Below are 3,173 nucleotides of genomic sequence, written 5' to 3' on the forward strand. Positions count from 1 at the left end.
TCGGGATCGACAGGCACGTATGCTCCGCCCGCTTTGAGAATCGCCAGAATGCCGACAACCATATCGAGCGAGCGTTCGGCCAGAATCGCTACCAGCTGGTCCGCTTCTACTCCCGTCTCCCGCAGCTTCCGCGCAAGGCGGTTGGATCGCTCGTTCAGCTCGCGGTAGGTCAGTTGCCGCTCGTTCATGACGGCGGCCACGTTGTCCGGGTAAAGCTCCGCCTGTTCTTCGAACAAGCCGTAAATCGTTTTCCCCCGCTCGAACTCGGTTTCGGTGTCATTAAATCGCTTCAGCAGCGTCTCCCTCTCGTCTGGGGACAGCACATCGGCTTGTCCAAGCTCCAGATCCGGCTGAAATAAAAGCACGGACAGCAGCCTAACAAGATGGTCGGCCGCCTGTTCCACAAATGCCCGCTCGTAACGCTGCCCGTCAAAGCTTATTTCCATCTCGATGGAGTGGTTTTGGCGGTCGAAGCGAAAAACCGTATCGGCCGCCACCCGGTTACCCAGCGGTTCCGGATGAATCGGGGCGAAGGATACGACGGTGTTGACGACCGGGAGGCCGTCCCCCGTATAGTCCAGATGGAGCGGCTCCACCATTTTCCGAAAAGGCAGGTGCTGATGCTCCAGCGCCTCGCCGATGGAGGCTTTGATGCCCCCGAGCAGCGTTTTCAGCGTAGTCTGGCGGCTTACGGACGTCTTGACCACCAAGATGTCATGCGGCGGCGGAGTCCCGTCGGGGTCTGCGCTATAAGAAGGCATGCCGACCAGCACTTGGTCCCGCCCGGTATACTTGAACAGCAGGCTTTTTACTCCTGCCAAAACAATCATGTACAAAGCCAAATCCGAACCGTTGGCGAGGCAAATGATTCTCTCCGAGAGTTCGCTCGGCAGAGTACGGTGAAGCAAGCCCGGCTCGGCCGCAGCTTCCCCGTCGGCGGATAATTTGGAGGATTGACTGTAGGGAAGGAAGCTCAGGCTGTCATCGGCGTCAAACTTGCCGCTCCAGTACCGTTCTTCCTTTTCAAACAAAGATTTCATTTGTACCTCCCCTAAAAATGAAGTGACCGCATGCCCCGGCGCAGGTCCGAAAAAGCTTGCTTTCGGCCTGCGCGTTTACGGGCTTGGACGTTGTTCGCCGTCTTCCTTGGGATGCGCGCCGCTTTCACTTGACGGCGGAGGCGCGCTTGTAGGATTAGAACGCGAATTCGATCGTATCGACGGCACTCTTTGCGCCTGCCGCCGGTTTATGACATTCAATCCGGCTTAGCTCGAGTTGTGGATTTTCCGCAATTTGAGACAGTACCCGCAGGTAATCCTCGGTCAAGGTGCGGATCATCGCTTCTTTGAACAGCTTGGTGGCGTAGAAGAAGCCCCCGCTCAGCGCCCCGTTGTTTTCATACATAAACAGCGTCAGATCGAACTTCGCTTCTTCCAAATGGTCAAGCTCGTAAGTCTTCAGGCTGACCCCTTCCAGCTCGGCGTCTCGTTCTTCGATATTTTGCAAGTCGAAAACGGCATCGAACAGCGGGAAGCGGCCCGGCTCCCGCTTCACATTCAAACGCTCCACGAGCTCCTCGAATGGATAATCCTGGTTCTCGAAAGCACCCAAAGCCGTTTCCTTCACTTCTTCCAGGTAGGACAAGAACGTTTTGTCGCCCGACGGACGATTGCGGATCGCCAGCGTATTGACAAACATCCCGATGACCGGTTCCAAATCGGCATTCGTTCTTCCCGCCACCGGGGTGCCCACGACCAAGTCCTCCTGCCCGCTGTATTTGGACAGCAGCACGGTATAAGCCGCGAGCAGCACCATGAACAGCGTGCTTTCACGCTCGGCCGCCAATTCGCGCAACCGCGCAGAGAGAGAAGCTTCGACGTCGAACTCCAGATGCGCGCCTTCGTAGCTACGAGCCGCAGACCGTTCGTAGTCCATCGGCAGGTCCGCCGTCGGCAGCTCGCCTTCGAAGGTTTGCAGCCAGTACGCTTCCTGCCGCCCGATCCGCTCTCGGTGGGCCTTCGACTGCTGCCAAACGGCATAATCCTTGTATTGAATGCGCAGTGGCGGCAGTTCTTCCCCGGCGTAGAAACTCGAGAACTCATCGATCACAATCGCCATCGATACGCCGTCGGACACCATATGGTGCATGTCGAAAAGGAGAATATGCAGGTTCGGCTCCAGCTCGATGACCCCGGCGCGCAGCAGCGGCGGCTTGCCGAGATCAAACGGACGAACGAAGCTGCGGACGATCTGCTCGATTTGAGCCGCATCTTCTTTATCCGCTTGATGATGCTCGATAGCAAAATCGACCTGCGGGTAAATCCGCTGAACCGCTTCGGCCTTCACGATTTCAAAACCGGTGCGCAGCGATTCATGCCGTGTTATCAATTTCTGCAAGGCGGCTTCCAACCGGTCTAAGTCAAACTCGCCTTCCACCTGCACCAGCTCCGGCATGTTGTAAAGCTGATCCGCTCCATCCAGCGTGTGCTGAATGAACAGCCGTTTCTGCGCGGAGGACAGAGGGTAGTACTCTCTCTCCTCCGCTTGAGGAATGGCCTCATGCTCCCGCCGTTCCATCCGGGCGATCGCCTCGGCCATCGCCGCAATCGTCGAGTGACGGAATACTTCGCGCAGCGGCAGATTGACGTTTAATTCCTTAAATACCTTGCCCGCCAGCGTCGTCGCTCGCAGGGAGTGGCCGCCGATGTCGAAGAAGTTGTCGTGAACGCCAATCTCCTTCGCAAGCCCCAGCACCTCCTGCCAAATCGCCGCCAGCTTCGTTTCCAGCTCATTGCGCGGTGCGACGTACTCCGTTCCGCTTCCCGCTTCCCCTTCCGGCGCCGGCAGCGCCTTCCGGTCAATCTTTCCGTTCGGCGTCAGAGGCAGGCGCTCCATCTCCACGAAGTACGACGGGATCATGTAGCCCGGCAGCTCCTGCGCCAGCGCGCTGCGCAGATCGTTCACCGCCAGCTCCGCTCCGGTATCCGGCGTGTAATACGCGCATAGCGCCTTCTGCCCGTTCGCGTCACTTCGAACCAGCACCACCGCTTCGCACACGCCTTCCACCCGCAGCAGCTGCGACTCGATCTCGCCCGTCTCGATCCGGTAGCCCCGGATTTTCGCCTGGTTGTCGATCCGGCCGATGAAGTCCACGTTCCCGTCCTCCATCCACC

At 58.3% G+C, this 3,173-nt stretch carries 2 protein-coding genes; both read right to left on the bottom strand.

What is annotated here, in order from left to right; translation table 11 throughout:
* On the bottom strand, positions 1-1,040 hold a 1,040-nt coding region (locus AC6EJC_RS26745), incomplete at its 3' end, for an AMP-binding protein (RefSeq protein WP_444956509.1).
* A gap of 154 nt (positions 1,041-1,194) precedes the next feature.
* Positions 1,195-3,173: condensation domain-containing protein (locus AC6EJC_RS26750; protein ID WP_444956510.1), on the bottom strand; the 1,979-nt coding region annotated here is incomplete at its 5' end.

The sequence above is a fragment of the Paenibacillus sp. TY11 genome, from assembly GCF_059772165.1.